Origin of the sequence: Maritalea myrionectae DSM 19524 (genome assembly GCF_000423365.1) — a bacterium.
In the GTDB taxonomy this organism is placed as follows: Bacteria; Pseudomonadota; Alphaproteobacteria; order Rhizobiales; family Devosiaceae; genus Maritalea; species Maritalea myrionectae.
On the sequence record NZ_AUHV01000002.1, the window covers coordinates 278,999 to 302,569 of the forward strand.

General features: G+C 51.8%; 26 protein-coding genes. 9 read left to right on the forward strand and 17 right to left on the reverse strand.

Annotation, left to right across the window (positions count from 1 at the left end; translation table 11 throughout):
* Positions 1–63: 63 nt before the first annotated feature.
* Together G549_RS0101400 and G549_RS0101405 are read right to left on the reverse strand one after the other, a co-directional pair.
* The gene (locus G549_RS0101400; RefSeq protein ID WP_027833533.1) at positions 64–756 is read right to left on the reverse strand and encodes a DUF4336 domain-containing protein; all 693 of its coding nucleotides are present in this window, start codon (positions 754–756) and stop codon (positions 64–66) included.
* A gap of 31 nt (positions 757–787) precedes the next feature.
* On the reverse strand, positions 788–1,255 hold the full coding sequence (locus G549_RS0101405) for a YcgN family cysteine cluster protein (RefSeq protein WP_027833534.1): 468 nt from the start codon (positions 1,253–1,255) through the stop codon (positions 788–790).
* Positions 1,256–1,338: 83 nt separating this feature from the next.
* Here G549_RS0101405 and G549_RS18475 point away from each other — a divergent pair, with 83 nt between their 5' ends.
* Genes G549_RS18475 through G549_RS21080 form a run of 3 tightly spaced genes read left to right on the forward strand, consistent with a single transcriptional unit; the run spans position 1,339 to position 4,654 of the window.
* The gene (locus G549_RS18475) at positions 1,339–3,549 is read left to right on the forward strand and encodes a transglycosylase domain-containing protein (RefSeq protein WP_246778323.1); all 2,211 of its coding nucleotides are present in this window, start codon (positions 1,339–1,341) and stop codon (positions 3,547–3,549) included.
* A complete protein-coding gene (locus G549_RS18480; RefSeq protein WP_051213120.1) occupies positions 3,546–4,103 on the forward strand; it encodes a DUF1214 domain-containing protein in 558 nt (185 codons plus the stop codon). Before G549_RS18475 ends, G549_RS18480 begins: the two co-directional genes overlap by 4 nt.
* Positions 4,103–4,654 (forward strand): DUF1254 domain-containing protein, encoded by a 552-nt coding sequence (locus tag G549_RS21080; protein ID WP_051213123.1) that lies wholly within the window; start codon positions 4,103–4,105, stop codon positions 4,652–4,654. The genes G549_RS18480 and G549_RS21080 overlap by 1 nt, the downstream gene beginning before the upstream one ends.
* On the opposite strand, the gene G549_RS0101425 is transcribed toward G549_RS21080, so the two are convergent.
* Complete coding sequence (locus tag G549_RS0101425; RefSeq protein ID WP_027833535.1) at positions 4,647–5,453, reverse strand: hypothetical protein; 807 nt, start codon at positions 5,451–5,453, stop codon at positions 4,647–4,649. The genes G549_RS21080 and G549_RS0101425 overlap by 8 nt on opposite strands.
* Positions 5,454–5,822: 369 nt before the next feature.
* Between G549_RS0101425 and G549_RS0101435 the strand changes: the two genes are divergently transcribed.
* The gene (locus tag G549_RS0101435) at positions 5,823–6,980 is read left to right on the forward strand and encodes a DUF2336 domain-containing protein (protein ID WP_027833536.1); all 1,158 of its coding nucleotides are present in this window, start codon (positions 5,823–5,825) and stop codon (positions 6,978–6,980) included.
* On the opposite strand, the gene G549_RS0101440 is transcribed toward G549_RS0101435, so the two are convergent.
* From G549_RS0101440 to G549_RS18500, 4 genes are all read right to left on the reverse strand, one after another.
* Positions 6,977–7,318: a DUF1491 family protein gene (locus tag G549_RS0101440; RefSeq protein WP_027833537.1), complete on the reverse strand. Its 342-nt coding sequence runs from the start codon at positions 7,316–7,318 to the stop codon at positions 6,977–6,979. The genes G549_RS0101435 and G549_RS0101440 overlap by 4 nt on opposite strands.
* Before the next feature lie 12 nt (positions 7,319–7,330).
* Positions 7,331–8,206: a peptidoglycan-binding domain-containing protein gene (locus G549_RS21085; protein WP_084633837.1), complete on the reverse strand. Its 876-nt coding sequence runs from the start codon at positions 8,204–8,206 to the stop codon at positions 7,331–7,333.
* A gap of 15 nt (positions 8,207–8,221) precedes the next feature.
* Positions 8,222–10,036, reverse strand: a complete 1,815-nt coding sequence (locus tag G549_RS21090) for a PAS domain-containing sensor histidine kinase (protein ID WP_051213126.1) — start codon at positions 10,034–10,036, stop codon at positions 8,222–8,224.
* Between the two features lie 227 nt (positions 10,037–10,263).
* Positions 10,264–10,896, reverse strand: a complete 633-nt coding sequence (locus G549_RS18500) for a hypothetical protein (protein WP_051213128.1) — start codon at positions 10,894–10,896, stop codon at positions 10,264–10,266.
* 280 nt (positions 10,897–11,176) lie between these two features.
* On the opposite strand from G549_RS18500, the gene G549_RS21750 reads away from it, so the two are divergent.
* Both G549_RS21750 and G549_RS0101460 read left to right on the forward strand, forming a co-directional pair.
* A complete protein-coding gene (locus G549_RS21750) occupies positions 11,177–11,470 on the forward strand; it encodes a hypothetical protein (protein WP_117396163.1) in 294 nt (97 codons plus the stop codon).
* A gap of 157 nt (positions 11,471–11,627) precedes the next feature.
* Complete coding sequence (locus tag G549_RS0101460) at positions 11,628–12,038, forward strand: SufE family protein (RefSeq protein ID WP_027833539.1); 411 nt, start codon at positions 11,628–11,630, stop codon at positions 12,036–12,038.
* Positions 12,039–12,064: 26 nt separating this feature from the next.
* Here G549_RS0101460 and G549_RS21095 read toward each other — a convergent pair whose 3' ends face one another.
* From G549_RS21095 to G549_RS0101510, 10 genes are all read right to left on the reverse strand, one after another.
* Positions 12,065–12,799 carry a DUF6456 domain-containing protein gene (locus G549_RS21095; protein ID WP_027833540.1) on the reverse strand — a complete coding sequence of 245 codons (735 nt, stop codon included), beginning with the start codon at positions 12,797–12,799 and terminating at the stop codon, positions 12,065–12,067.
* A complete protein-coding gene (locus tag G549_RS21100; RefSeq protein WP_169449589.1) occupies positions 12,790–13,200 on the reverse strand; it encodes a helix-turn-helix domain-containing protein in 411 nt (136 codons plus the stop codon). The genes G549_RS21095 and G549_RS21100 overlap by 10 nt, the downstream gene beginning before the upstream one ends.
* Before the next feature lie 212 nt (positions 13,201–13,412).
* Positions 13,413–13,841, reverse strand: a complete 429-nt coding sequence (locus G549_RS0101475) for a Ros/MucR family transcriptional regulator (protein ID WP_036220771.1) — start codon at positions 13,839–13,841, stop codon at positions 13,413–13,415.
* Positions 13,842–13,996: 155 nt separating this feature from the next.
* Positions 13,997–14,329, reverse strand: coding sequence for a monovalent cation/H(+) antiporter subunit G (gene mnhG, locus G549_RS0101480; protein ID WP_027833542.1), 333 nt, complete (start codon positions 14,327–14,329; stop codon positions 13,997–13,999).
* The gene (locus G549_RS0101485; RefSeq protein ID WP_027833543.1) at positions 14,326–14,658 is read right to left on the reverse strand and encodes a cation:proton antiporter; all 333 of its coding nucleotides are present in this window, start codon (positions 14,656–14,658) and stop codon (positions 14,326–14,328) included. The genes mnhG and G549_RS0101485 overlap by 4 nt, the downstream gene beginning before the upstream one ends.
* Positions 14,655–15,137 carry a Na+/H+ antiporter subunit E gene (locus G549_RS0101490; RefSeq protein WP_027833544.1) on the reverse strand — a complete coding sequence of 161 codons (483 nt, stop codon included), beginning with the start codon at positions 15,135–15,137 and terminating at the stop codon, positions 14,655–14,657. The genes G549_RS0101485 and G549_RS0101490 overlap by 4 nt, the downstream gene beginning before the upstream one ends.
* Positions 15,134–16,738: a Na+/H+ antiporter subunit D gene (locus G549_RS0101495; RefSeq protein ID WP_027833545.1), complete on the reverse strand. Its 1,605-nt coding sequence runs from the start codon at positions 16,736–16,738 to the stop codon at positions 15,134–15,136. The genes G549_RS0101490 and G549_RS0101495 overlap by 4 nt, the downstream gene beginning before the upstream one ends.
* 9 nt (positions 16,739–16,747) lie before the next feature.
* Complete coding sequence (locus tag G549_RS0101500) at positions 16,748–17,125, reverse strand: Na+/H+ antiporter subunit C (protein ID WP_027833546.1); 378 nt, start codon at positions 17,123–17,125, stop codon at positions 16,748–16,750.
* Positions 17,125–17,550 carry a Na+/H+ antiporter subunit B gene (locus G549_RS0101505; protein ID WP_027833547.1) on the reverse strand — a complete coding sequence of 142 codons (426 nt, stop codon included), beginning with the start codon at positions 17,548–17,550 and terminating at the stop codon, positions 17,125–17,127. The genes G549_RS0101500 and G549_RS0101505 overlap by 1 nt, the downstream gene beginning before the upstream one ends.
* Positions 17,547–19,967 (reverse strand): putative monovalent cation/H+ antiporter subunit A, encoded by a 2,421-nt coding sequence (locus G549_RS0101510; protein ID WP_051213134.1) that lies wholly within the window; start codon positions 19,965–19,967, stop codon positions 17,547–17,549. Before G549_RS0101510 ends, G549_RS0101505 begins: the two co-directional genes overlap by 4 nt.
* 314 nt (positions 19,968–20,281) lie before the next feature.
* On the opposite strand from G549_RS0101510, the gene msrB reads away from it, so the two are divergent.
* The 3 genes from msrB to G549_RS0101530 all read left to right on the forward strand — a co-directional run bounded on the left by msrB (position 20,282) and on the right by G549_RS0101530 (position 23,475).
* The gene (gene msrB / locus G549_RS0101520) at positions 20,282–20,695 is read left to right on the forward strand and encodes a peptide-methionine (R)-S-oxide reductase MsrB (protein ID WP_036220780.1); all 414 of its coding nucleotides are present in this window, start codon (positions 20,282–20,284) and stop codon (positions 20,693–20,695) included.
* A gap of 4 nt (positions 20,696–20,699) precedes the next feature.
* Complete coding sequence (locus tag G549_RS0101525; protein WP_027833551.1) at positions 20,700–22,778, forward strand: S9 family peptidase; 2,079 nt, start codon at positions 20,700–20,702, stop codon at positions 22,776–22,778.
* Between the two features lie 100 nt (positions 22,779–22,878).
* Entirely contained in the window at positions 22,879–23,475 is a 597-nt protein-coding gene (locus tag G549_RS0101530) for a superoxide dismutase (protein ID WP_027833552.1), read from the forward strand.
* Positions 23,476–23,571: the final 96 nt, after the last annotated feature.

The window sequence follows — 23,571 nt, forward strand, 5'->3', positions numbered from 1 at the left end:
CCAAACACTAGCAAATGAGCGTCACGCTGTCAAGGACAATTTTCCTATTACAAGACTTTTTTCTCATTTCAACCAATTGAAGGCATCTTTGATAAATTGCTGTCCGTTGCTGTGCACCGGCGTACCATGAGCCATCAGCACCTTCTCGCTGGGCCAACTTTCGATTTTATCAATGGCTTGTCGCGCGGCTTTTCGATCTTTGAAGGCCAACCGGAATTTGCGCGGCACAGTCGGTTGATCCTCGGTCATTAAATCTAGCATCGCCACTATTCTGCGCCAGCCTCGATACCAATCCTTTGGCATTTGTTGCAGCAGGTCGGTAAATAAAACCGTGCGGCTTTTGCGATGATAGAATACCACTTCATTGGTTAAAACATTGCCATCTGCCACCACCTGATCGATTTGGTCGACCCATTCCATGTTCGGCGTATCACCCAAAATGCCATCAAATTTTAGATCTTCCCGTTTGGAGACTAAACCCGGCGCCGCGTAGAGCTTGGCCAATGGATAAGCGTGGCGCCATTCGGCTAGAAAGCTGTGATGTAAATTATTGGGTGCGATAAGGTATTTCACTTCACCTAGTTCGTTCACAGCATCGCGCAACGCTTGATCTAGCTCTATAGGTGACCAGACAAACAAGCTCTGGTCGGCCAAGCGTATGACCGCCGCGCGTGTCGGATAGTGAAACCCTGCTGCTGCCACGATCTCGGGGCCGTCGGTGATCCAAATGTCTTCCGCGAATTCCTCTAAAGTCACAATAAATCCCCGCTCTGTTGCAACTTAAACGCTATTCGTCGCCTTCTGGTTCCGCAGTAGGGTCAAATTCGGGCCAGCCAACGATATGGTCTTCCCACTCATCTTCGCCCACCAATTCCTCGTTCACCGCACGATCTTTGACTGAAATGCCCGCTTGATGCACCGTTTCGGTCGTTCCCGAGACCAGCGGGTGCCACCATGCAAGTCCCTTACCTTCAAGCAAACGGCGGTAGGCGCAAGTTACGGGCATCCATTTAATCTCGCGCACATTTTGCGGCGTCAGCTTGATACAATCGGGCACCAGCTTTTGGCGGTCCATATATTGGGTGCAGCTACAATCATTGGTGTCCATCAATTTGCAGTGCACGTCAGACGTCACAATTTGACCCGTGTCCTCGTCTTCCAGCTTGATCAGGCAGCACCGGGCGCAACCGTCACACAGGGCTTCCCACTCGCTATCGCTCATATCGTCGAGGGATTTTTCTTCCCAAAAATTCATTGTAATTCGCCTGTGTTTTTGCTCAAAAATGGGTCAACATATGTTATGTCTGTGCTTTGGGTAGAAGCGCTTAGCACTTTTTGGTGCAAAAAGCAGCAAATTTACTGAGTGGTGAATCGGTGCAAGATCCGTTTTATACAAAGACAAAGCGTAAAAAGGCGTCGCAGTTTATTCGGTTCGACGCTTGGCTCGATTCTTCACTTTATGACTTTTTCCAATCCTTGGGCCGTGGCTACCAAACCTTCAGCGATATCATGGCCAAATTCAAGGTCACCGGGTTTCGTCGGCTCATTGTTGAGCTGGTTTCAGATGGCTTGAGTTTTTTCGCCATGGGCCTTGTTTTGATGGCGGCGTTGGCCCTGCCCTCTTTTAACGCGACAGCCAGCGGCGAGTTCAACCAGGCTGAGGATTATTCGGTCATCTTTTTGGATCGATATGGCAATGAAATTGGCCGGCGCGGCATCCGCACGGACGATTCCGTGCCGCTCGAAACGCTGCCGACCTATATGATCCAGGCTGCGCTGGCCACTGAAGATCGGCGTTTTTACGACCATTTTGGCATCGACTTGGTGGGCATCACCCGGGCGATGATCACCAATGTGCGCGCCAACTCGGTGGTTGAAGGTGGCTCCTCAATTACCCAACAATTGGCGAAAAACCTGTTTTTGACTTCGGAGCGCACGTTCGAGCGTAAGATTAAAGAAGCCTTTTTGGCGCTCTGGCTCGAGACCCACTACACCAAAGATCAGATTTTGAAGCTCTATTTTGACCGCGCCTATATGGGCGGCGGCAACTTTGGCGTGGCAGCGGCTGCCGAATATTATTTCGGCAAGAAGGTGCAGGACATTTCCTTGTCAGAATCAGCGATGTTGGCCGGGCTCTTCAAAGCCCCAACCAAATATGCGCCGCATGTGGATTTGGCGGCAGCGCGCGGACGTGCCAATGAAGTGCTGACCAATATGGTGCAGGCCGGATTTCTCACTGAAGGTCAAGTCACCGCCGCACGGCGCGCGCCAGCCACGCCAATTGAACGACAAAATGAAATCGACTCGCCCAACTATTTCCTGGATTGGGCATTTGAGAACGTCAAAGAGCTTGTTGCCGATGCGGATGACTCGGTCAGTTTCGTGGTGCGCACAACCATAGATCCTGTGCTGCAAAGCCATGCCGAGGATAGTGTGAATTCAATTCTGCGGGAAGAAGGGCAAGCCTATCGCGTGAGCGAAGGCGCTATGGTGGTGCTGGAGCCAAATGGCGCCGTGCGCGCCATGGTGGGTGGCACAGATTATGGCAAAAGCCAGTTCAACCGGGCCACTAATCCCGAGCGGCAGCCTGGCTCCTCCTTTAAGCCATTCGTGTATGCGACAGCGCTTGAAACCGGGCGTTTCTCGCCCGACACAGTTATCAATGATGGGCCGATTTGCATTGGCGATTGGTGTCCGCGCAATTATGGCCGATCTTATTCTGGTCGGGTGACCTTGAAAAACGCTTTGCGCCGCTCCATCAACACCGTGCCGGTGCGCTTGTCCCAATCTACAGGACGCGCGCCCATCGCGGAGTTGGCGCATAAAATGGGCATTGAAAATGATTTCCCGATAACACGTTCGTTGCCCTTGGGGGTGATTTCGACAAGTGTGATCGATATGGCCTCGTCCTATGCTGTGTTTGCCAATGGCGGTTTTCGCGCCAAAGCATATGGCATCAGCCGGATCACAACGTTGCGCGGCCAGAGCATTTACGATGCCAGAGATAACCCACCGCCGGAGCGGGTTTTAAGCGAACGCACGGTCACTGGCATGAACAATATGCTGCGCTCCGTTGTCACCGCGGGCACTGGTAGGCGCGCCGAGGTGCCTGGCACACCCGCTTCTGGCAAAACAGGCACCACCCAATCTTATCGGGACGCATGGTTTTGTGGCTATACGGGCAACTATGTCGCTGCGGTGTGGTATGGCAATGACAATTATAGCCGCACAAACAATCTGACAGGCGGGCGCCTGCCCGCGCAGACATGGCAGAAATTTATGGCCTACGCCCATTCAAACGTGGATATCAAGGATCTCCCCGGCGCAGATTTTGAGCGCATCGATACCCCAAGTGTTCCGGCAGACGGCATTGGCGAAGATGGCGAACCGGTGTTGCAACGCCCGCCGTCGCTGACCCCTCGTGCAGGTGAAAAACTGCGAGAACTCCATCGCCTATTTGATCAGTTGCACACATCGATTGAGGCCGAGAGCGCCCCGGACAACCAGCGCCAAGCCGCGCTTGAAGATGGCGGAGCGGCCAAACTGTGAAGCAGCTTATCTACCCAATTGTCTTGGTGATCACCGCTTTAGGTGTGGGATTTGGGCTGAGCTATTATAGCCTTGAACAAGGTCGCGAGCTGACCGCGACACATTATGGCGTTTGGTCCGGATGGCCCGAATTGGGCACAGCGCAAATTGATCCCTATGCCCGCGCTCATTTGGCCCGCCAAGGTATGTTGCCGCTCGGCAAAGGCGAAGGCGTGCGGTTTTTTGCTCAAAGAGACACAAATGGCGACACATTGAGCGGCCGTTGTGAATATAGTGTGCGCGGGCACATGCCCAATCATGCGCTTTGGACCATCCAGGTGCGCGATCCCGGCACAAACCAAGTGTTCGGACATGCGGAAAGTGGCCAAATGCAATTTTCATCGGATGGCGCATTTGACTTGGCCATCGCACCCAAGGTCAAACCCGGCAATTGGGTCAACACCGATCGATTGGGGCGTATTGAGTTGCTCCTCACTCTATATGATACCAACGCATTCACCAATTTGGGTTCTGAAGAAATCGAACTGCCACAAGTGCAATTGGAGGCCTGTTGATGGCGCGGTTTGCACTTTGGCTTTTGGCCGGACTGATATTGGGCGGCATTATTCATCTCAGCGTTATTTTGCTGGTGCCCAGCTTTGCAGAGCGAGATGCATGGTCGCGGCTTGCGGGCATCGCCCCGGATCAAGCATTTGTTGCGCTTGATCCTGATGACAATGAATTAGGACGCGCGCTGCAGCTTGACCCTGCCCTGAACTATGGCATTTGTCAGTTTGATTTGGCGCGAGGGCCAATTTTTATTGACGGCAATTTACCCCATAGTTTTTGGTCAGTGGCCATCGCAGCACGTGATGGACGCGTGATTTATTCAACCACCAGTCGTGCTGGCAGTGGCGACAACATCAAGATTGGCGTGTTCAACCCCGTTCAATCGCGCCTCTTGGCGGAAGAAGGCTTGGAAATCGGGCAAGGATTTTTGATCGTGAACGCACCAACCGACCAGCTTACGGCCATAATACGCCTTTGGCCGGAGCATGATGCGTTGAAAACACGTTACGATGAAGCGTTAAGCCAAATCAGCTGCACACATGATGCGGCTATTTAAGAATGACCGCTTCTTCGGGGGTGTTGTAATCCATATTTTCATAGCGGGATTGAAGCGCAGGTAGCTCTTGGTGCGCCTTATAGGTTTGGTCAGTGAATGGATCACAGAACTCACCTTGTTTGGCGCGGTCTACGAAAACGGCCAATCGGTTCAGAGCAACATTTGATAGGCCAGCTTCTTGATGCGGCGTTTCCACAAGCAGTCGATTTAGCGCTACATCATAGCTCTTATAGCGATAATCCAAAGCGCGTGTGAACCATGCAATCACATTGGCATTTTCAAATTCACGCGCCCGCACTTCTTTGCGCACCGCATCATTGTTCGGATAAAGGCCTTTAAGCGCCACAGTGCGGCGACGTTCAATTTCCATAACCTCGCAAATGGCGTGGAAAGTGCCCGGCACGGTTTTCAAATCAGTCCGCGCATCTTCTGCGATTGTGACATATCGGGTGGTGGTTGAATTATAGTCCGAAAGGCGCAAATGGGTGTAATAGCGGTCTGTTGTGTAGGAAAGGTCCGTTGGTTCGGTTAACCGGGTGCGCTGCAGCTCGACTGCGGCGTCAAACATCCAGTCATTTGCGTGGGGGGCAATCAAGAATCGCCATACGCGATTGCGCATGAGCTTTTCTTCATCAGTCAGTATAAACCGCGAAACGGGTTCACCCCGTTCATTCGCCACCATGGCACCAACGCGCGGCAAAATCTCGTCATGAATGACGCTATCTTCGGCGCGACCAAAGTCACCGACCGGACGCGCGCACGCGTTCAGGGCCAGCAATGGCACCAATAAAGTCAGCATAGCCTTAAATCTAGTGCGGTTTACGCACCTTATTTTTCCGGCGTTTTTGATCACTTGCGCTGTTGGCTCGTTCATAACGTATACCTGGAAAAATAACGATATTTTCCGCGTTCCCACTTAATTTATGTGCTCGCGAAATTCGGCGCTGCGGTTGAAATGATAATACTTTCCCCATGGGGGCCTCTTTTTGAAAAAATCTGTGTCTATGTCGTCATAAAGCTCTCGATACTCACAATCGGAAATACGAACATGTTAATGTTTGTGCAAAAATGATTAAGAAATCGTCAAGGTTAATAGTCTGCTAACGAATTAATGAAAAAAGTGGGTAAGTGATTTGTTTTGACCCACTTTGGTAAAATCAGGCAAGAGATGATCGGCTTCCAACCCTACGAAACGTTTAAATTGTTAATCGAGAACGGCGGCATTGAACGCGCGAACACCCTGTTGGTGGCCGCTTGCGACGCATTTGCACAGCGGCCTAAGCCCGACTATGCGGAGCTGCAACAGTTTGAAGAATTGGCAGAACGGCTGTTTCCATCGGCCGAATCGGAGGCCCGCACACGCGCCGCGCTCAAATTAATGAACGCACCTTACCTGTCGCCACGGCTGGAAAGGTTGGTGATGGACAATATCGGCGAGGATGTGGATCAGTTCTTGTCTGAAAGTGAAGAAGTCTCTGACGACATTTTGTTGTCGATCATTGCCAAGAATGACGCTGACCAGATTGCTAAAATTGCCACGCGGCCCAATTTGAGCAGCAAGCTGGTCGCCACCCTCTTCCCCATCAATAGCCGCAAGGTTTATCGCGCACTGGCAGCCAACCCCTCTATTGAGTTTAAAGGCCCCTATTTGCGCGCGATCTCAAAAGCTGCGGGCATGGATCAAAAAGTGGCTTGGTCCCTCGCCGCGCGTGATGATTTCGACAAGGCCTATTTGCTACACGCCTTCTTTGATCTGAAAGAATCAGATCGGATCAAGGTGCTGGCAGCATTCGAGAATCGCTATACGCCTAAAACGCCGATGCACCGCACGTTTGAGCATATTTCAGTCGCCACCAGCGAATTCACCCAAGCCATGATGAAGCTGCTTTCGAAGAATCAGCGCCCAAAGGTCACTCGGCTGTTGAGCCAGGTTACTGGCCTCGATGAACTGAAATGTGGCGAAATTGCCCATGATGTGAGCGGCGCAGCGCTCTTTGTGGTGTTGCGTGCATTCGGTTGCAAAGCGCAGGATGGCTTGAAAGTGCTGATCCACGCCAGTTCGCGCGATCGCGACAATTCCAAAGATTTGAAGCAATACGCACATTTGTTCCAGCATCTAAAACCCGAAGCCATGGTGTTTATTCTTTCGCTTTGGCGCGGCGATGTTGAATTGAGCGATCTGGATAAGAAAACTGAGCATATGCCGGCCGGACGCCAAAGCATCCGCACATTGGCGGCTGCCTCCGCAGCAAAACAACGGGCGCAAAGCTCGGATGTTCTGGATCGTGCTGCAAATGCGGTTAGTCGCTTGCGCAATTCGCGCTAGGCGGACGATTCACTCACGTTTAAACCAATATCCGTGTCGCGGGTTTCAAGGCTGATGACCCAGAAATCGGGGTCAAATGCTTGCTCCTGCTGGATGCGTGCGTTTACATCCTGATAGGTGGCGTGGTCAAAACGAGCTTCAAAAATACGCTCCTGGCTATCAGGTTCGAGCTGCATGGCGGGCACATAAAGGCTGCTGCTGCCATCCAGATGATCAACTTCAATCCAGATTTGGCCCGCAATCTCATCGCCACGCTGTCGGATGACGCACATATTTCCCCGCTGGGTGTGCAGCCGCACAAAGGCCGAAACCCATAGATCTGCGCGTAAGCGTTTCATGTGTTCCCGGTGCTATTCAAAGCTGGCATTGGCCGCGAGCAGCATATCAAACAGTTCTGGCGAAATTTCTCCAGTTTCGCGATAATTGTTGAACACCTCAAATTGACGGATTGCGCGTTCGGTTTGTGCACCGGGCACCCCATCAATGGCGCCTTGCAAGAAGCCAAGTGAATAAAGCCCCTTTTGGATTTTGATCACATATTCGCGGGAATAGCTTTGTGTGCTGGCTTGCGGTTGCTCCTCAACCGCCCGCATGGCGATTTCAGCCAGTGGATCATTGGTTGCGCTTGCCGCAGGTGCGCTGGCCGGTGCCGCGCTCTGAGCGCCGCTCACAACATTTTCCAGCTTGGTCAACAGCTCGTCACTGACTGCGCCTGTTGGTGTCAGACCATATTGGCTCTCAAAAGCTCGTATCGCCGTTGCGGTTTTCGGTCCGTAATAGCCGTCGACCGTCTCCTTAAAGATGCCGAGCTTGGCCAGGTTTTTTTGCACATTGAATGTGGTTGGGTTGCCAGTCACCTCGGCCGGAATGCGAACAGGGGTCGTGTTCGGCGCCGAAATTGAACTGGTGGGCGCGTTATCTGTTGCCGGGGCCGGTTGTACTACGCTGCGCTGAACGGGCGCTGGTGGCACGATTGCGGGAGGCGTTGCGGTTGTTTCGGTCTGGGCCTCAGCTTCAACTGCACCCCAAAATGGCGCAGGATGCAGATTTTTTTGGCCATAAAGCGCATTCCAACCCGAGACGCCAATCCCGACAGTCAGCAAGACAGTGCAAATTGTATTTGTTGGGTGGGTGCGCACGAATGCCCATGCGCCACTCAAAATCTGCATGGTGACCCCTTGAATATCTCGCTCATCTCCTGAATGTCCAACGCTATATGCGCTCATATCCCCGATCCCCTTTTAGCTTACTTTTGCGGCTTTTTCTTGTTCAGCTTCCTTGGCGGCCCGTTCCGCTTCGGCTTTGAACTGCATGTCGCTGATCGCCTCAACGTTTTCGGCTACATCGTCCAAGGTTTGTTCTGCGTTTACTGGCAACAACACGCTCATGGTTGTGCCCTGCTTCAGGCGAGATTTGATTTTAAACTCGCCGCCATGCAATGCGGTTAAACCTTGCACAATAGACAATCCCAAGCCTGTGCCTTCATATTCGCGTGTGAGGCCATTGTTCGCCTGGAAGAAAGGCTCACCAATACGTTCAATATCCGTTTGCGCAATACCGATACCTTGATCGAGCACGCTAAGCTCAATGCGTGTGCCCATGGGCCGGATACGCAAGGTCACTGTCGCGCCTTCCGGACTAAACTTGATGGCGTTCGACAGCAGATTGATCAAAATCTGACGGCAGGCCCGTTCATCTGCCACCATGGGCGGCAAATATTTGCCCTGCTCGGCATTTAACGTAATGTTTTTGGCCTGCGCCGCGCTGGCGACAATGGCAAAGCACGGTTCGATCAATGCAGCCGGATCGAATTGATTGGTCTGCAGCTCGAACTTCCCGGCTTCAATCTTTGACATATCCAACAACATGTTCACCGTATCCAGCAAATGCACACCGCTTTGGCGGATCATGGTCACATATTCTTGGTGGTCTTTGCTCAGCTCACCGCCAATGTTGTTCAACATCATATCTGAGAAGCCAACAACAGCGTTGAGTGGTGTGCGCAACTCATGCCCCATGGTCGCCAAAAAGCGCGATTTGGACTGGTTCGCCTGCTCTGCTGCCAGGTGGGCTTTTTGGGTGATCACTTCTTGATCTTTACGTGCGGTGATGTCGCGAATGATTGCCACAACTTCATGACCCGCTCCAGCACTGTCTGCTTCTTGCACCGGCGACAAGGAAACCTCGACCCAAATAAAGCTATATTGCTCTTCACGCACGCATTGCATCCGCATTTCCACACTGCGCGGCACACCTTTAACGCGCGCCTCATCCAAGGCCTTCAAATAGCCGGGACGGTCTAGAATATGAATACGTTCAACAAATCCGTTGCCCGCCAATTCATAGCGTTTGCACCCGAAGAATGCCTCGGCTGTGTGTGAAAGATAGGTTAGCTCACCTTCGCTTGTGTATTTGGCGACGGCGTCCTGCACGCTTTCCACCAAATGCTTGAAGGCCCGCACTTGGGATTTCGAATGCGTGTAATAAGCTTCCCGCAGCAGTGCCAAGGACACACCGACAAAGCCCAAAGGGATCATGACATAGAGAACTGAAAGGTCGAGGTGGCTCGCGACAATTTTGGGCTCACCGCTGAAGGCTTGGATCAGCAGGCCGCCCTGCAGGGCAAAACCAACAATCGCAATGCCCGCCACCGCTTTGGTGGTTTTGGAGTCACCCAACAAATAGGCATAGAGCGCGGCGATCGCCGCAACCGCCATGCCAATTGTGCCATCCTGCACATCCAATAGCGTCACGCAAACGCCCATACCGGTCAAGGCCAAGAGTTGAACAAGCATTGCCCAGCGCACATTGCCGCTGTGCGCCAATTGCCATGAGACCAGGGAGCCAATCGCCAATGGAACAGCGTGGAACACCAATTGCATATCTTGGTGCAAGGCGAGCATCGCCGCGAACGGCACAGCAAACGCAACAAGAGCCAATCCCAAAATCGCATTGGATTGGATTACCCGTTGTCGCAACTGGTCGACACTGTCATGAACGGCCCCATTTCGGGGTGACCGATACGCCTCTTGTATCTTGGTCAAGGGATTACGCATTACTTTTCCGCTTGATGCCTTTTTTTGGTTGGCTCCACCATGACAATAAGAATCTAAAGGGGTATTAAACGGCGACCGCCCAGCCAGCGAAAAGGGCTGATTTAGCGACACTTTTATCTAGTGTGGTAAACAAAGTGTTTTATTACTACCGAACGGCACAGTCCGCAGGACCAAAGCTAAGTAAATCTCGCGGTTAGGCATCTGTTCTGACATCACGGCCCTTTAATTCAGGACCGTATCTCTTCCAACAATGTGCCCAACCGTTTGCGTTCACCCCGCGCACGAATCTGTCGCGCCACTGCTGCATCCGGGCGAAGAACCCACCCTTGGTGATCTGATTTCACGTCAAATCTTCGCTTTGCACCGACGGGCAAATTTTCTGACCCATAGCTGGCGATGACCTTGATTTCGAGGCTCTCGATTGCGGGCCAATCCGCCTCATCAGGCATGTCAGTGTCTTTGGTGTAGCGCAAGGCATGTGCAATCATCTCTTTAAATGACCCCATGTCGCGAACCTTGCCAGGGTCAAGCGGGCCTTGTCGGCTCCAAAGGTCGACATCTGATGGGTTGTCCCATTTCTCAAAGCCTTCAATTTCAGTGATGGGGTAGCTGTTCAAGTCGTCAGGAGTTTTCAGCTCAATCATTAAGCTCAAGAGATAAATCGGCTCTGAACTCATGTTGCAAACCAGGCAACGCGACTGCAAATTATCGACACCGCTGCGGGTGATCATAATTTTTGACCGCGTCTGTCGGTGATAGCTTGAAACCAAAACCTGCAAATAACCAATCCAGATCAAAAGCATGGCGATATTCGTGGCCGAATTGATAATTCGACTATGCGCAAATAACCATTCGATCATCTTCGCCTCTTTTCTTTGCGTTGGTCAAAGTTCTGCGTTTCAAATGCCTGCAACACTTATGACCAACGATCTTTTCGAAAAGTCGTTCCACTACTTCGATCTGATAAATCTCATAGTCACCGGGGCATGCAGCCCCTCCCAAACCGGCCACCAGACGTGCTTTTGCGCAAAAAAATGTATTTGTATAAAATTTTATCAAAATTCTGAATTTCGGTTTTACAGCTGTTGGTTATGTTGGCTCCAATGATTTTTTAAGTTGAGAAAAAACGGGGGAGCCAAAGTGTTTATATTACGCTGTTCATTCTGGCTGCTGATCGGATTTCTAGTGATCAAACCCTTCGCGTTTGAGCCTGAACAAGCCTCAAAAGCTCTAGCAAATGCGGCGGTCAATGGGGCCACCGACTTTGTTGTTCAAAACGCAGGTCATCTCAACTGTACCGATATTGGTTGCAGCAGCATGAAGAACATTGTTGTCGCCAGTGCTTTGGCCTCCAAGCCGTTGAATAACCCTACTCTATCAGACGGGATGGCATCGTTCCCCGTACCGCCACCACGTCCCGATTGGGCAGGTTAAACTGAAAACGAGACCGCATCACTTCCCCGATGCTACTCCAAATGCGGTCTTATTCTGAGCCGTGCACCTTCCCCAGGTGCCACGGCTCTTTTTTTATGGTGCCGGGTGGTCAAATCAGTCCGATTTGGTTATCAAATCTGGGCAAAAGGAGCGCGCCATGACATTTGACGACATCAAAGAAAATCTCGAATTTCTGGATGATTGGGAAGACCGCTACAAATATGTCATCGAATTGGGACAATCCCTCCCCCCTTTGCCCGAAGAGGCCTATAGCCCGGCAAATAAAGTCGAGGGATGTGTTTCTCAGGTTTGGTTGACCTCTGATTTCGAAGAGGTCGATGGAAAGCGCGTATTGATCCTAAAAGGCGATAGCGATGCCATGATCGTAAAGGGTTTGGTTGCGATCGTCATTGCCTATTTTTCCGGCCATAGCAAAGATCAGATCGCAGAGCTTGATGCAGAACGCGACTTTGCGGCCATCGGATTGCAGGAGCATTTGACCACACAACGCGCCAATGGCCTGCGCGCAATGATCCAGCGGGTCGAAGCTGTGGCAGCGGCGGGATAACGCCTCCAGCCGCACCACCGCGTCATTCATCCTTTACGCCGCCAATGATTGGGGACCGCAAGTTCACCAATGCCCCAGATCGCACCAAGTTGATCCAATCCAATTTTGGCCACAAGCTTGGCGCTGCGCCTCGGCCAATTGCGGTTGGCTTCAACTTCCTGAAGACCTTTTGAAAACCCGCACACATCGACCAACAAATTGATACAGTCAGCAGGCAATTGAGCGTAAAGACGGGCCAATTCTTTTCTGGCGTCTGCCGCCATGTCGCTAATATCGTTTTGGCCATGAGATTTGGACTGTCCCAACGTGGAATTGAGCTGGCTGTAATCGCGCGTGATTTGCGGGGTGAGCATGGCCCGTTCCACTAGGCGTTCCAAGCGGTTTGCGGCCAAGATATGGTCCGGGGACAACAGGCCACCGCGCTTGTTCGTGCTCCGGCACAGGCGGTTTAGCTGACCATTGCCAACAATTGGCAATGCCGTCCCGATTGGCTCACATTGATCTGGCGATTGCTGCTGTGGATTTGGGTTGGCCAACCACAGCTTTTGCCGCCGCATCCAGTGCGCGGCTTCTTTTGTCGTGCTGAGATCGGTGCCGGTTCCTTGCAATACGCCTTGACTGATTAAGGCACGCAGGCACTGGGGCTCAAGTGACGCCTTTCGGGCGCCATCGGATACGCGCACCAGTTGGCCACATTGAAGAACTTGGCCACCCTTATGCAGCAAACGTACAAACTTGAGCTGTCGTTTGATCAAGCGCATGAGCAGCACTCCTGCGCCAGCTTTAGATCTTGAATGGCGAGAACCACAGTCCGCTCGAAACAGCTCAAGACACGTTCAAACTGGGGTTGTTCTCTCAAATCTTCTATACGGCCACAGGCATGTGAAACCGTCCGGCGATCCCGATTGAACAATGCGCCGGTGTATGTGAGGGAGCGGCGCAGTACAACATTGGTCAAATACATGGCCATTTGCCGCGACAAACACACATTGCCATCGCCGCGCGGTTTACCCAACAGCTCAAAGGGGTGGACTTGTCGGGCGCATGCGACGAGGTTAAGGATGAATTGTGCTTCTAGATCCTGATCCAGAAGCCGCATTGTGGTGGCGCTAAGGTTAGTTTCAACCTGATTATTATGGGTGCAAATTCTATAAATAAACATGATCATTCCCTAGTTTTAGGTATATATTCCTATAACCTACGTGGGAAGGACCGGGGATAAGTTTCTTAAGTTAAAATTAACAATAAGACGGTGATTTGCTTTTAAATCAAGGTGTTAAACCTATTAACCCAAGCGTCAAATGCAACCTGAAATAGTACAAAAAAAGGCCGGCACATGGCCGACCTTGTCGCAATTGATGGCAAAAAAGCAGACTATTTTCCTGCTTTACGCCCCAGGCCCATCTCGCGGGCGAGCCGTGACCGCGCAGCCGCATAGTTTGGTGCAACCATTGGATAGTCGCTCGGCAAACCCCACTTTTCGCGGTACTCTTCTGGAGACAGATCATAATGCGTACGCAAGTGACGCTTCAATGATTTGAACTTTTTGCCGTCTTCCAAGCAAATAATATAGTCTGGCGTGATTGATTTTTTAACAGGCACAGCAGGCTTACGATTCTCCTGCTCGGCTTCTGTTGGACCAGTCGCCAGGCCAGCCAAAGTGGCGTGCACATCGGCAATCAATTTCGGCAAATCTGCTTGGCTTACCGCGTTGTTAGACACGTAAGCACTTACGATATCAGTGCTTAATTCAATGATTTCAGATTTAAGGTCAACTTGATTATTATCTTGTTGCTCAGTCATTATTTAACCATTTCCTGCAGATTGCTTCTATCTTAGCGAACGCTAATATTGAACACTTCATTATTATGCGAAAGTACAAATTGCAACCAATAATCGGATAAAAGTTGCACTTTCTTTCTTAAAAACCGCGACAGTTTGGCATCAGTTACAGGATTTTATTTGGGGTCCATTTCATCAACCTTAGTGACCGGTGCTGGTTTATACCCAGCAAAGTAAGCGGCGCGGGCCAACAAATGGGCTGAAATGGGCGCGGTAAGCAGCAAGAACACGAAGCCCGCAAAGGCCCGCAAGATCACTGAACCCTCCATAGAAGCCAAGGCAATCGCCAAAAAGCCAAAGCCTGCACCCAATGTCCCTGCTTTTGAGGCGGCATGCATACGGGTGTAGAGATCTGGCAGGCGCAATAGGCCGATTGCCGCTGCAAGCGAGAAAATAGCGCCGACGATCAACAGGATGCCCACCATGTAGGAGATAATCTCTTGTATCATTCCTCTACTCCCATATCCTTGCGATCGTTTTCGAGACGTTCCGCTTTGATTTTCCAGCGTTGAAGCACAAAGCGGGCGAAAGCGACCGTGGCCAAAAAGCCAACCAATGCCAGCGAAATGGCAATATCCAAATAGAGCGCATATCCGGTCTTGATGGCGATTACGGCAATATAGCCAATGCCAATAGTCAACAGCATGTCTAAGGCCAAAATACGGTCGGGCAATGTTGGACCGCGCAAAATGCGCACTGAAACAATCAAAAATGCGAGGCTGAGCAAGCCCAAAGCAATAGTGATTGCAAGCTCTAGGAATTCTGCGCCGCCGATCATGGTTCAAATACCTCGATAATCTTAGCCTCAAAGCCGTTGGCGATGTCTTTAATCATCTTCTTTTTGTCCGGCATTTCCAGCGCATGCACATAAAGGCTTGAGCGGTCCGGAGATACGTCCACGCTTAATGTTCCGGGGGTCAGCGTGATCAGATTTGCCAGCAAAGTGATCTCTGCATCGGTCTTGGCTCGCAATGGGAAGGCAATGATCGCAGGTTGCAGTTTCTTATGCATGTTGGGTGACAACACCAACACCAGCACTTTAAACGCACTCAAGATCAACTCATAAAGGAACAATAGTGCCAAAGAGATGATTTTGGGCAACTTACGTAATATCTGTGCCTGTCCCACTTGCAGCCGGATCACCCAAAGTGACGCGCCACCGACGACAAATCCTAAAATCAAATTTCCGAGAGAAAATGTGCCGGTAATCGCGGCCCAAGTTAGGGCCAACAGCACTGATATGAGCAAAAGCGTCATTCGCCCTCTCCTTTCGTTTCAGGCACCCGTTCAAACACAGCCCCAACATAGTCGGACGCCAACCGCACATCGTTTGCGGCGTCTCCGCCCGCCCTGAACAGGGGTTCGGGCCAAAGACCCGCCACAATGATGAAGGCCACCAGCGCGCCGGTTGGCAAAAGCCCCCAAACGACTGCACGCTGTGGCAGTGGGCGGATTTTGGTGTTGATCTGCTCTGAGTTTACACCCTCTCGGCCGTCACGCCAGAAGATATGTGCCCAAAGTCTGGAGCCAGCAATCGAGGTGAGAATTGAATTGAGTAGAATAAGGCCGACAAGCCAGAAGCTTTGCATTTCAATCCCGGCCAACACCAAGATCATTTTCGGCCAGAAACCGAGGAATGGCGGCAAGCCGGCAACCGCAAAGACCAGCACGATAAACATAATCGACAGCCAGCTATTGGCGCGGTAAATACCGCCCAGTTTGCGGATGTCGCTGGTGCCGCCCATGCGTTCTACCAACCCGACCACCAGATAAAGCGCAGTCATCACCAGCATTGAATTGACTGCATAGGCTGCCAAGCCGAACACCCCGAGCGGTGTGCCGATGGCCAAACCGGCCATCATGGCGCCGATGCCGCCAATAACGAGGAAGCCCAGAGCGCGCCGCGCGTTGGTTTGGGCCATGGCGCCGAGTGGGGCCAGAATAAGCGTCGCACCCGCCACAACTTCCATAACCACCTGCAATTGCCCATGCGATTGCGGGATCAATAAAAGGTGGGTCCGCACAAGCGCATAGACGCCCACCTTGGTCAGCAAGCCTGCAAAAACGGCGGAAACAGCAGGGTCCGGCGCGTGATAGGACGCTGGCAACCAGGAATTAAGCGGAAATGCGGCCGCTTTCATGGCAAATGCCAAGAAGAACAATGCCGCCACGGCAGCAATGGCACCGCCTTCAACTTGCGGCGCTTTCAGCGCGATGTCCGCCATGTTCAACGTGCCGACAAGGCCATATAAAAAGCCAATGGCAATCAAGAAAAACGTGGTCGCGAGGAAGTTCAGAAAACCATATTTGACCGCACCATCAAGTTGGATCTTTCGCCCGCCGATGATCAGCAGACCAAATGATGCGATCAGCATCACTTCGAACCAGACATATAGGTTGAACAAATCGCCTGTCAGAAACCCGCCAGAGACCCCGGTCAGCAATAAGAGCAGCAAGGGATGATAGCCATATTTGTTTTCGCGCGTTTCAATTTCTGACTGCACAAACAAGATGACGATCAGCAGGATGAATGCGCTTACCATTGAGAACAATGCGCTTAGCGAATCTGCGGTAAGGCTGATGCCGTAGGGGGGCAACCAGTTGCCCATCGTCATGCTCAACGGGCCCTCAGCCTGAACACGCAAATAAAGCATCACATTGGCCACCAGGGTGGCGAGCAAAATCAAAAAGGCAAATGGTGCCTGCCACTCCGGGCGCTTGCGTGCCATCAGCAGCACCGCCGCCCCAAGCATGGGCAGCGCGATGGGCCAGACAATGACCCAATCGGCAACTGATGTTGCCCCTTCAATCATTGCGGGTGGCAATTCGAGATTTTTTGGCAGCGGCGTCTTAGCCATCAAAGTCTCCTAGTAACTCAGCGGCGGTCGAGGGCTATCCTCGGGCTCTGCCACACGCATCGTGTCAGTATTGTCGGCGTCCAGTTCCTGATAGGCGCGGTAAGTCAGCACCAGCAAAAAGGCGAACAATGAAAAGCCAATTACAATCGCAGTCAAAATCAGCGCCTGTGGCAGCGGATTGGCGATAGGTTCCAGTGGTGCATATTCGCCATCTGGCACGATAGGCGGCACTTCTCGTGTGACACGACCGACCGTGAAAATCAGCAAGTTTACGCCGTTGCCGATGATGGCAATGCCAAGCAACATGCGGATCAAAGAGCGTGACAGCAAAAGATATATCGCGACGGTGAAAAACAGGCCAATGAGGCAAGCGAGTGCGATTTCCATTAGCGTGTCTCCTCATCTTCTTCCAGCGCCAGCGCGATGGAGGAGATCGCCCCGACCACAACGCAATAAACGCCGATGTCGAACAGCAGGGGGGTGGACAGCGCCAACTCGCTGCCGTCGCTCAATTCGAGGAACAGCCACAAGCCTTTAAGGAACGGCGCGTCGACAAATAAAGACATAAGCCCCGCGATGCCCGCGAGAAACACACCCAACCCTGCCACCGCGATGGGATGGAAAACGAGTGCTTTGCGCACTTCATCAACACCTGCGGCAATACCATAAATCGCGATCGCCGAAGCGGCGATCAATCCGCCAATAAAGCCACCGCCCGGCTCGTTATGGCCACGCAACAAAACGAACACTGAAAACAGCACCATCAGGGCCGCCAAATAAGGGGCAACGGTTCTAAATATCACCGTATTCATGCGCGCGCTCCTTTGCTTCTCGCGGTTGTGCGTTTTGGTTGACGTGGTTTCGGGGCCAGTTTCTTCGGCGCCCCAATGCCACGTTTCGGGCCGCCAAGGCGAATACCGATAAGCGCCAATATTGCGATACCCGCGGTCATCACCACTGAGATTTCACCCAGCGTATCCAGCGCACGATAATCGACCAGGATCACATTGACGATGTTGCGGCCATGGGCAATCGGCACACTGGTTTCCACGAAGAATTCTGAGAGGCTGGTGTCGAGCTCTACGCTGAGCACCGCCAGCAGCAGCGCCACAAACCCAAAGCCACACACGATGGCAATTGCCCCATCGCGTACCGCCTCTTCCAACACCCGAGCGTCGCGCTGGTCCAGATGCAGGCGAGTCATCACCAATGCCAGAATAACAACTGAAAGGGTTTCAACCATCAATTGGGTGAAACCCAAATCTGGAGCCCCGAACAGCAAGAAGATCATGGCCACAGCAAACCCCTGAATGCCAAGCGATACGATCGCCACGAGGCGGGTTTTGGCGACGATCACGGCCCCCAAGCCAAGGGCAGCAATGGCCAGAATGGCCCATTCGTAGAAGCGTAGATTTGGAAATGCTGGAATTTCGGGCAGTGCATTCTGTATGACCAGCGGCGCAAACAAGGCCCCTGCTAAACAAACGAAAACCAGGATCAAATAGAACTCCAACCGCCCGTGATGCAAAACGCGGGTAATCCAATCCGCGAAGCGGATCATGCCGAACATAAATTGATCGAAGCCTTGGTCTGGTCCCCAACGCCACACATTGGCCACGCGGCGCAAAAAGCTGCGGATGGCGTCAAGCTTATAGAACGCCAGGCCGCCGACAACCCAAGTGGCAACAGACAATGTCACGAGCAGCAGATCGAAGTGAAGTTTGAGGTGCGGCTCGACCAGTTTGGCGTAAATGGCTGTGGCCGCTGGACCGAAGAACACTTCGCCCACATCTGTGATGTAGTACCCCGCGGCAAAGCCCAAAACGCCGAGGACCAAAGGCCCCCAGATCATTGAAAGCGGCGCTTCATGCGGCGATTTTGGCGTTTCCAATTTTGGACCAAAGAATGGTTTGATGGCAATTGCCAAACCTGCGGCCATCATCAAGCCATTGCCAAGCAAGGCAACAAGCACGAGCAACATGCTCCAGATATTTTCTGGACCGAACAACAGATAGATTTCTTCCTTGGCGAAATAGCCGAGTGAAATCGGGAAGCCAGCCATGGATATGGCCGCCAACAGCGCAGCGATAAAGGTGAATGGCAATTTATAGCGCAGACCCGACACTTCGGTCAGGTCGCGGGTGCCGGATTCATGATCAATCGCGCCAACCACCATAAATAGGGCGCCCTTATAGAAGGCGTGCGCCACGAGGAACAGCAAGGCGGCCAATATGGCGACCTTCTCGCTTAACCCCAGCAGCATTACCAGCATGCCCAAGGACCCCAAGGTGGTGTAGGCCAGCATTTGCTTCATATCAGTTTGCCGCAGCGCCATGATCGCGCCGGTAAGCAGCGTGATCCCGCCAAAGATGGGCAAAATCGTGTTCCAATATACGGTTTCGTTCAAAACCGGGCTCATACGTGCCAGCAAATAGACCCCTGCTTTCACCATCGTGGCCGAGTGCAGATAGGCTGAAACCGGCGTTGGTGCTTCCATGGCATTTGGCAGCCAGAAGTGGAATGGCACTTGCGCAGATTTGGTAAAGGCACCACCCAGCACCAGCAGCAAAACCATCAGATAGAAGGGGCTATCGCGCAGGACGTTTGGGTCGCGCATCAATGTGCTCAACTCGCTATGTCCGCTCACCGCAAAGATCATCAGCAGGCCAAACAAGAGCAACAAGCCGCCGCCGCCTGTTATCACCAGCGCCTGAATCGCTGCGCGGCGCGATGCCTCTTTGTTGTGGTTAAAGCCGATCAGCAGGAAGGACGTGATGGAGGTCAATTCCCAAAACACGAACAATGTCATGATGTTGTCAGCCAACACGAGGCCAAGCATTGACCCCATAAACATCAAGATAAACGAGAAGAACCGCCCTTGATGGCGATGCCCGTTCAAATAGCCGCCGGAGTAAGTGACGATAAATGTGCCGATGCCGGAGATCAGCATGGCAAAGACCAAACTCAGCCCATCAACGTAAAAACTCAGATTGATCGGCAGTGGAAAATAATTGGAGTTGACCCATGCGATGGCGAAGTTTTTTGTGCCGCCAGCCGCAATGTCGGCGATATAGGTGGTCAGCACCAGAAAAATTGCTGCGGGGACCGTGGCCAATATCCAACCTGAGATGGGCCGAGCAAACCGATTGACCCAAGGAGCAAACAGGGCGGCAATAAATGGCGCCAGTGCAATCAGCAGCAGTGCATGATTATTTGGCAAGTCGGACAATGATCACTCTCCATCTGGCACGTCCACATTGGCCTGGACGTTTATCTTGCAATTTGCCGAACTGGGATCAGCACGGTTGGCATTAGAGCGCAATTTTTCGCGTCTCAGGTCGAATCGCAGAAATTGTTGCACAATTTGACCCATTTTGAAGGAAACCGACAAGGGCAAGCGCCGTTGAAACAACGGTTTTGCAGTGTTTTCGGATCATCAAATTCGGAAATATCGTATAAACATCAGAATTGAATTTGCAAAGACTTGATTGTTGCGGCAGAGCGACCCAAGTTACAATCAAACCGAAACTTTCCTTTTTGAGCATGTCCAAAACATCTAACACACAAAAATCCGAACAGGATTGGCGTCGCGAACTCGGCGAACTCGAATACCACGTCTTGCGCCAGAAGGGCACAGAGCGGGCTTTTTCGCATCCCTATAATGACCAGCAAGCGCAGGGCCAGTATTTTTGCAAAGGATGTGGTGCGCCGCTGTTTTCGTCGACACATAAATATGAGTCAGGCTCGGGCTGGCCAAGCTTTTTTGATGAAGCGCCAGAAAGCGCGGTAGAGCTGCAAGTGCAGCGCACATTTTTTGCCCGGAAGCTCGAAATTGTGTGTGCGGCGTGCCAATCACATATTGGACATATGTTTGAGGATGGGCCACAACCCACAGGAAAGCGATATTGCACCAACGGCACTGCACTAAACTTTGTGCCGCAACCGGAAGATGATTGAGAATATGAGCAAACTAACGCCTCCGAAGGCTGCAAAAAAAGATCATGTCACCGTTCACCACGATATTGAACGGAACGACCCCTACCACTGGTTGCGCGACGATAATTGGCAGCAAGTCATGCGCGAGCCGGAGGCACTCGACAGCGACATTCGCGCCTATCTGGAAGCCGAGAATGACTTTTTCAACGCCCATATGGACGATAGTGCCGATTTGCGCGAGCAAATCTATAAAGAGATCCGGGGCCGGATTAAAGAAGATGACAGCTCTGTGCCATTCAAAGATGGCGACTATGCTTATTTCTCGCGCACGCTTGAAGGGCAGCAATATTCACAAATTTGCCGCACAGATCGCGATGGCAGCAATGAAACCGTGCTGCTCGACATCAACAAAGAGGCTGGTGAGGGCTATTTCCGTTCTGGCGGGGCGACGCATTCGCCCAACCATAAACTTCTCGCTTGGTCTGCTGACCGCAATGGCTCTGAATATTTCACGATCTATGTGCGCGACCTCGAGTCCGGCAAAGAGCTTAAAGACGAGATCAAGAGCACCACTGGCGGCGTGACATGGGCTGCAGATTCCAAGAGTTTTTTCTACACGGTGCAGGACGATAACCACCGCCCGCACAAGGTATTTCACCACAAGCTGGGCGATGATCCCGCAAATGATGCGATGATCTATGAGGAGCCGGATTCAGGGTTCTTTTTGGGCGTAGGGAAAACCAATTCGGGCAATTATATCATCATTGATAGCCACGACCATGAAACCAGCGAGGTGCGCTTTATCGATGCTCACAAGCTGGGCGCGCCGACATTGGTGGCTGCGCGGCAAAATGGACGCGAATACTCCATTGATGATGCGAACGGCCTGTTCTACATCCGCACCAATGCGGATGGTGCCGAGGACTACAAATTGGCAACCGCACCAATTGACAATCCGGGCATTGAGCATTGGACCGATTTGGTGCCACACCGCCCTGGTGTGTTGCTGAAGGGATATTTCTTGAAATCGCGCTATTTGGTGCGCAAGGAAGAGTTTGAAGGCCTGCCGCGCATCATTGTGCGCAATCTTGAAACTGGTCACGAGGAAGAAATCAGCTTCAAAGAAGAAGCCTATACGCTTTCAGTTTCAGCAGGTTACGAGTTTGATACCGATGAAATTCGCTATTTTTACTCTTCCCCCACGACGCCACCGCAAGTGTTTGATTATCGCATCGACAGCAAATCACGCACATTGCTGAAAACGCAGGAAATCCCTTCGGGCCATAATCCGGATGATTATGTGACACACCGCCTGTTTGCGACTGCGCCCGACGGCGCGCAGGTGCCCGTAACGATTTTGCATCGTGCAGACTTCAAACCCGATGGAAGTGCGCCACTGTTGCTCTATGGCTATGGCTCATATGGCATGTCCATGTCCGCTGGTTTCTCAATCTCCACTTTGTCGCTGGTCGATCGGGGCATGGTTTATGCCATCGCCCATATTCGTGGCGGCATGGAAAAGGGCTATAACTGGTACACATCAGGCAAAAAACACAACAAAAAGAACACGTTCAATGATTTCATTGCGGCGGGTGAAATGTTGGTGGAGCAAGGCTACACCTCAAAAGGCAATATTGCCGCAATGGGCGGCTCGGCAGGCGGCATGTTGATGGGCGCTGTCGCCAATCAGGCTCCTGATTTGTTTGCGTCTATTCTTGCGCTCGTTCCGTTTGTAGATGTGCTGAACACGATGCTTGACGATACGCTACCCCTCACCCCACCGGAATGGCCGGAATGGGGCAATCCAATCACCTCGAAAGAGGACTATGAATATATCGCCAGCTATTCGCCTTATGACAATATTGAGGCCAAGGAATATCCTGCCATCTTTGTCATGGCTGGGCTGACGGACCCACGGGTCACCTATTGGGAGCCAGCCAAATGGGTGGCGAAATTGCGTGAGTTTAAGACCGACGATAACCCACTGATTTTAAAAACACATATGGGCGCCGGTCATGCGGGCATGTCTGGGCGTTTTGAAAAAATCAAGGAAACCGCCCTCGCCTATGCGTTCGCCTTACAAACCACAAAAGGCGCTAAATAAAGAAAGCTTTTTCTTTCCATACCTCTTGTTGCGGAACAAAGAACCGCGTATAAGAGTTTAGAAAATGAAGACCAACGAAGAACAATATTGGAGGCCAATCATGTCTTTTGAATTGCCAGAACTTCCCTATGCCTACGACGCATTGAACCCATATATGTCAGCTGAGACGCTGGAATATCACCATGATAAGCACCATCAGGCTTATGTGACCAACGGCAGCAAGCTGCTTGAAGGTTCTGGTCTTGAAGGCAAATCTTTGGAAGATATTGTGCGCGAAAGCTATGGCAAAAATGCTGGCTTGTTCAACAATGCGGCTCAGCATTTCAACCACAATCACTTCTGGAAGTGGATGAAGCCTAATGGTGGCGGTTCAATTCCGGGTAATTTGGAAGCTCAAATCAAATCAGATCTTGGCTCTGTCGACGAGTTCCGCGAAGCATTCTTGAATGCCGGTGCGACTCAGTTCGGTTCAGGCTGGGCATGGCTTGTGATGAAAGACGGCAAACTGGCCGTAACCAAAACGCCAAACGGTGAAAACCCGCTGATTCATGGCGAAACACCGTTGCTTGGTTGCGATGTGTGGGAGCACTCCTACTACATTGATTATCGCAATGCGCGTCCAAAATACCTCGAAGCTTTCTTCGACTCACTTGTGAACTGGGAATATGTGGCAGAGCTTTACGAAGCTGCGAAATAATCCCACGATTCAATGGTGAAAATTTACGATCCGCCAAGCCCCTGGGTTTGGCGGATTTTTTTTGGTCTGTGAAAAAAACAACGAATCTCTAGGCAA

Coding starts and splice junctions, on each gene's coding strand:
- G549_RS0101405 (WP_027833534.1), bottom strand. CDS start 1,255: ATGAATTTTTGGGAAGAAAAATCCCTCGACGATATGAGCGATAGCGAG.
- G549_RS21080 (WP_051213123.1), top strand. CDS start 4,103: ATGGCGCGGTTTGCACTTTGGCTTTTGGCCGGACTGATATTGGGCGGC.
- G549_RS0101425 (WP_027833535.1), bottom strand. CDS start 5,453: ATGCTGACTTTATTGGTGCCATTGCTGGCCCTGAACGCGTGCGCGCGT.
- G549_RS0101435 (WP_027833536.1), top strand. CDS start 5,823: ATGATCGGCTTCCAACCCTACGAAACGTTTAAATTGTTAATCGAGAAC.
- G549_RS0101440 (WP_027833537.1), bottom strand. CDS start 7,318: ATGAAACGCTTACGCGCAGATCTATGGGTTTCGGCCTTTGTGCGGCTG.
- G549_RS21085 (WP_084633837.1), bottom strand. CDS start 8,206: ATGAGCGCATATAGCGTTGGACATTCAGGAGATGAGCGAGATATTCAA.
- G549_RS21090 (WP_051213126.1), bottom strand. CDS start 10,036: ATGCGTAATCCCTTGACCAAGATACAAGAGGCGTATCGGTCACCCCGA.
- G549_RS18500 (WP_051213128.1), bottom strand. CDS start 10,896: ATGATCGAATGGTTATTTGCGCATAGTCGAATTATCAATTCGGCCACG.
- G549_RS0101460 (WP_027833539.1), top strand. CDS start 11,628: ATGACATTTGACGACATCAAAGAAAATCTCGAATTTCTGGATGATTGG.
- G549_RS21095 (WP_027833540.1), bottom strand. CDS start 12,799: ATGCGCTTGATCAAACGACAGCTCAAGTTTGTACGTTTGCTGCATAAG.
- G549_RS21100 (WP_169449589.1), bottom strand. CDS start 13,200: ATGTTTATTTATAGAATTTGCACCCATAATAATCAGGTTGAAACTAAC.
- G549_RS0101475 (WP_036220771.1), bottom strand. CDS start 13,841: ATGACTGAGCAACAAGATAATAATCAAGTTGACCTTAAATCTGAAATC.
- mnhG (WP_027833542.1), bottom strand. CDS start 14,329: ATGATACAAGAGATTATCTCCTACATGGTGGGCATCCTGTTGATCGTC.
- G549_RS0101485 (WP_027833543.1), bottom strand. CDS start 14,658: ATGATCGGCGGCGCAGAATTCCTAGAGCTTGCAATCACTATTGCTTTG.
- G549_RS0101490 (WP_027833544.1), bottom strand. CDS start 15,137: ATGACGCTTTTGCTCATATCAGTGCTGTTGGCCCTAACTTGGGCCGCG.
- G549_RS0101495 (WP_027833545.1), bottom strand. CDS start 16,738: ATGGCTAAGACGCCGCTGCCAAAAAATCTCGAATTGCCACCCGCAATG.
- G549_RS0101500 (WP_027833546.1), bottom strand. CDS start 17,125: ATGGAAATCGCACTCGCTTGCCTCATTGGCCTGTTTTTCACCGTCGCG.
- G549_RS0101505 (WP_027833547.1), bottom strand. CDS start 17,550: ATGAATACGGTGATATTTAGAACCGTTGCCCCTTATTTGGCGGCCCTG.
- msrB (WP_036220780.1), top strand. CDS start 20,282: ATGTCCAAAACATCTAACACACAAAAATCCGAACAGGATTGGCGTCGC.
- G549_RS0101525 (WP_027833551.1), top strand. CDS start 20,700: ATGAGCAAACTAACGCCTCCGAAGGCTGCAAAAAAAGATCATGTCACC.
- G549_RS0101530 (WP_027833552.1), top strand. CDS start 22,879: ATGTCTTTTGAATTGCCAGAACTTCCCTATGCCTACGACGCATTGAAC.